This is a genomic window from Paraburkholderia sp. (genome assembly GCF_035656215.1).
In the GTDB taxonomy this organism is placed as follows: domain Bacteria; phylum Pseudomonadota; class Gammaproteobacteria; order Burkholderiales; family Burkholderiaceae; genus Paraburkholderia.
The window spans coordinates 1-4356 of record NZ_DASRSY010000360.1; the positions used below are offsets into that span (position 1 = coordinate 1).

The following is a 4356-nucleotide window of genomic DNA, read 5'->3' on the forward strand; positions in this document are numbered from 1 at the left end:
GGAAAACCACATTGCCGCAGCGGGCGGCGTCGGCGCGGCAATGGATGCGGCGCTCGCGCTGAATGCGGGCGTGTCGATCCAGATCGAAGTAGAAACGCTGGCGCAATTGGAAACCGCATTGGCGCATCGCGCGCAATCCATTCTGCTGGACAACTTTTCGTTCGATGCGATGCGCGATGCCGTGCGTATTACTGCAGGGCGGGCGGTGCTGGAGGTGTCCGGCGGGGTGAACTTCGAGACGGTGCGGACGATCGCGGAAACAGGCGTCGATCGCGTGTCGATCGGTGCACTGACCAAAGATGTTCGTGCAACGGATTACTCGATGCGGATCGTCTGAGCCACAGGCGTCTAAGCTTAAACTTTCGCAATCAGTGAAAAGGCCACCGCCGGATAACCGGCGATGGCCTTTTCATTTCAGTTTCTGAAAATCACACGTTGCGATTGCGCACGTGCTCAGGCGAGAGCACCGTTGGCAGAGCTTTGGGCAACGTGGCCGGCCAATCGCGGCTGAAGTGCAGGCCACGGCTTTCACGCCGCGAGCGAGCGCCTTCGACGATCAGCGACGCCACGTCGACCAGATTGCGCAGTTCCAGCAAATCGCGGCTCACCTTGAAATTCGCGTAATACTCATGAATCTCGTCTCGGAGCAGGGCAAGCCGATGCTTGGCTCGCGCGAGCCGCTTGTCCGTACGCACAATGCCGACGTAGTTCCACATCAAGCGGCGCAGTTCATCCCAGTTGTGCGCGACCACGACTTCTTCGTCCGGATCGGACACACGGCTTTCGTCCCAGTCCGGCAGCGGCGCATGCACGACGGCGCTGAAGCCTTCCTGCTCGATGGCCTGCGCAGCGGAGCGTCCAATCACGAGACACTCGAGCAAGGAGTTGCTGGCTAGCCGGTTCGCGCCGTGCAGGCCTGTGCATGACGTTTCACCAACCGCATAGAGGCCGGCGAGATCGGTCCGGCCTGCCAGATCGGTTACGACGCCGCCGCACGTGTAGTGCGCGGCAGGCACAACCGGGATCGGCTCTTTGGTGATGTCAATGCCGAATTCGAGGCAGCGGGCCAGGATTGTCGGGAAGTGTTCGCGCAGGAATTCAGGCGGCTGATGGCTGATGTCGAGATACACGCAATCGATGCCGCGTTTCTTGATCTCGAAGTCGATTGCGCGCGCGACGATGTCGCGTGGCGCGAGTTCGGCGCGTTCGTCGTGGTTCGGCATGAAGCGCGTGCCGTCTGGCAGCTTCAGAATGCCACCTTCGCCGCGCACGGCTTCCGAGATCAGGAACGACTTCGCATACGGATGGAACAGGCAGGTCGGATGGAACTGGATGAATTCCATGTTTGAGACGCGGCAGCCCGCGCGCCACGCCATCGCGATGCCGTCACCGGTCGCGGTGTCGGGATTGGTGGTGTACAGGTACACTTTGCCGGCGCCGCCGGTGGCGAGCACGGTATGCGGCGCTTCGATTGTCACGGTGCGGCCGCTTTGCAGATCGAGTGCATACAAACCGTGGCAGCGACGGCCTGGCAGACCGAGACGGTCGGACGTGATCAGATCGATCGCGTAGTGGTCTTCGAGCAGGGTGATGTTCGGATGCCGGCGTACACGCTCGCTGAGCGTAGCGACCACTGCATGGCCCGTTGCATCCGCTGCATGAATGATCCGGCGATGGCTATGGCCGCCTTCACGTGTCAGATGAAAGCCGAGTTCGGCGGCGTCGTCTTTGGTGAACGGCACGCCTTGTTCGATCAGCCATTCGATCGCGGCACGCCCATGCTCGACGATAAAGCGTGTTGCTGCCTCGTCGCACAGGCCGCCGCCGGCGATCAGTGTGTCACGCACGTGGTTCTCGATGCTGTCTGCCGAATCCAGTACGGCGGCGATCCCGCCTTGCGCCCAATCGCTCGCGCCCTCGGTCATCGATCGCTTGGCGACCACCGCAACCCTCCGGGTCTCCGCGAGATTCAGCGCGACGCTCAAACCTGCCAGACCGCTACCGACAATCGCCACATCGAATTCCATCGCCTGCATCTCCGTCTTTCGTTTTGCCGTGGCGGCATGCTGTGTGCATGCCGCTAAAACGAGAAAGGATACGCGTCGCGACGGATGAGGGAAAGCTGGCCGAATGGGATAAGACTGTTCTGATCGGCAAAGGACAGGTAACCAGCACCAAAATGGCACGCAGAAAACAAAAAAGCCTCGCATGAATGCGAGGCTTTTTTGCAAATGCTTTTGCCTTCGTCAGGCAGGAGCCAAGATTTACTTAATCTTGGTTTCCTTGTAGTCAACGTGCTTACGGACGACCGGATCAAATTTCTTGATCAGCATCTTTTCCGGCATGTTGCGTTTGTTCTTCGTCGTCGTGTAGAAATGACCCGTGCCTGCGGTCGATTCCAACTTGATCTTGTCGCGTGCGCCTTTCGCCATGATTTACTCCTTAGGCTTCACCGCGTGCGCGCAGATCTGCGAGCACAGCGTCGATACCGTTCTTGTCGATCAGGCGCAGGCCGGCGTTCGAAACGCGCAGACGCACCCAACGGTTTTCGCTTTCCACCCAAATACGGCGGTTTTGCAGGTTCGGCAGGAACCGGCGCTTGGTTTTGTTGTTCGCGTGGGAAACGTTGTTGCCGCTCATCGGCGCTTTCCCAGTTACTTGGCATACGCGTGCCATGAGAGCACTCCTAATACGCTAATTCTGAGTTCGAACGCCGTGAAAGTTTCCCGAAAAGAGCCGCGCTTAAGTTTCAAGAACTTCAGACGCTTTTCCTTTCCGGAACGCCTTGGTGGCTTCGGAACAGGGGGTTGGAAATAGGCAAACCGGAATTATAGCGGAAAAAAAGCCGCAAAATCAAACCTTATTTGCGATGCCGAAGACGGTGCAACGTTGCCGCGACCCTGGTTCGCGCCGTGTCACGGCCAGCCCGCGCGGGCAAACGAGTACGTGCGATCTGCGCCAATCACCAGATGATCGATCAATTGGACGTCGATCAGCGCAAGGGCGTCGCGCAGCGTATGCGTCAGTCGGCAGTCGCTTGCGCTCGGCTGGACGGCGCCGGAAGGGTGATTATGCGCGACGATCAGACTGGCGGCATTCAGGCTTAGCGCCCGTCGGACGATTTCGCGAGGATACACCGCCATGCGTGTCAGCGTGCCGTGTGCGCTTTCCTCGCAGCGGATCAACCGATGCCGGGCATCGAGAAAGAGTGACACGAAGACCTCTTGCGTCTTACCGCCTATGTGCAGGCGCAGATAGTCTTGCACGGCTTCAGGCGAATTCATCAGCGAACGGTCCCGCATCTTATCGACTAGCGAGCGCCGCGCCATCTCCATGATGGCGAGCAACTGCGCCTTTTTTGCCGGGCCGATGCCGCGCAGGCCTTCGAAGTCCGAATAAGTTGCGTCGAGCATTGCCCGCATCGAGCCGAACCGGTCGAGCAGCGTGCGCGCGACGTTAAACACATCGTGGCCGGGCAGACCCGAGCCAAGTACCAGCACGATCATTTCGGTATCCGACAACACGCTGGGCCCATCCGCGATCAGGCGTTCGCGCGGCATGTCGTTTTTATGCCATTTGCCTCGAACGAGCGATCGAGCTGCCGGTGTGCCGGCTCTCGCGGTGGCCTCGAGGGCGCTGACGCTATTACCGGCCGCGGCATCGCCAACTGCGGCGCAAGCGCGCGGTGGCACCAGAGCGGGTTCTGGGGTGGCGGGCGCGACAGACTCCGGCAAGGCCGTTTCGGGGGTTGCTTCGTCTATAGTGCAGGCATGGTCGGCCATATGGATAAGGGTCCTCCAGTTCGGGTTTGGGGCGGCGCTCGGTGCATGGCCATGCCGCTATGCGCGCGACGGACCCAAGCCGCCGCCCGCTATGTGGCTTACAATAGACGCTTTGCGCATGGCACCCCGACGGGTTTGCCACACGCGTCGACTGCGCCCGCGGCGCACGCGTGCAGCGCGCTTCGACTGAGCGAGCATTGCATGAGCATCATCGACATTTCCGAAGTGAAGGCCGGTTCACACGTCACGCTTCATTACCGGCTTTCTCTTGCCGATGGCGCTGAAGTCATCAATACGTTTACCGACAGGCCGGCCACGCTGCTGCTCGGCGCGGGCCAACTGGCGCCGCCGCTGGAAGACATTCTGCTGGGTTTGAAGGTGGGCCACCATTCGACCTTTCAGCTAACGCCGGGTCAGGCGTTCGGTCCGCGCAATCCGGAGTTGATCCAGCGGGTCTCACTGGCCACGCTGCGCGAAAACAGCATGATCGGCGAGGACTTTTCGCCGGGTGATCTGGTCGAATTTAACGCACCGGGTGGCGGCCGCTACGCTGGCGTCCTGAAGGAAGTCGGTG

Annotated in this window: 6 protein-coding genes; 2 read left to right on the plus strand and 4 right to left on the minus strand. The window is 60.4% G+C overall.

The window, feature by feature from the left end; all coding sequences use genetic code 11:
- On the plus strand, window positions 1-337 hold a 337-nt coding region (locus VFE81_RS21110; protein ID WP_414695631.1), incomplete at its 5' end, for a nicotinate-nucleotide diphosphorylase.
- A 91-nt stretch (window positions 338-428) separates the two neighbouring features.
- Here the strand turns inward: VFE81_RS21110 and nadB are convergent.
- The 4 genes from nadB to radC all read right to left on the minus strand — a co-directional run bounded on the left by nadB (window position 429) and on the right by radC (window position 3782).
- Window positions 429-2027, minus strand: coding sequence for an L-aspartate oxidase (gene nadB, locus VFE81_RS21115; RefSeq protein WP_325046461.1), 1599 nt, complete (start codon window positions 2025-2027; stop codon window positions 429-431).
- A gap of 237 nt (window positions 2028-2264) precedes the next feature.
- Window positions 2265-2432, minus strand: a complete 168-nt coding sequence (rpmG, locus tag VFE81_RS21120; protein WP_006050116.1) for a 50S ribosomal protein L33 — start codon at window positions 2430-2432, stop codon at window positions 2265-2267.
- A gap of 10 nt (window positions 2433-2442) precedes the next feature.
- Window positions 2443-2676, minus strand: coding sequence for a 50S ribosomal protein L28 (rpmB, locus tag VFE81_RS21125; protein ID WP_007180631.1), 234 nt, complete (start codon window positions 2674-2676; stop codon window positions 2443-2445).
- Window positions 2677-2915: 239 nt separating this feature from the next.
- On the minus strand, window positions 2916-3782 hold the full coding sequence (gene radC, locus VFE81_RS21130) for a RadC family protein (RefSeq protein WP_414695633.1): 867 nt from the start codon (window positions 3780-3782) through the stop codon (window positions 2916-2918).
- 201 nt (window positions 3783-3983) lie between these two features.
- Between radC and VFE81_RS21135 the strand changes: the two genes are divergently transcribed.
- A partial coding sequence (locus VFE81_RS21135; protein WP_325046462.1) for an FKBP-type peptidyl-prolyl cis-trans isomerase occupies window positions 3984-4356 on the plus strand: 373 nt, incomplete at its 3' end.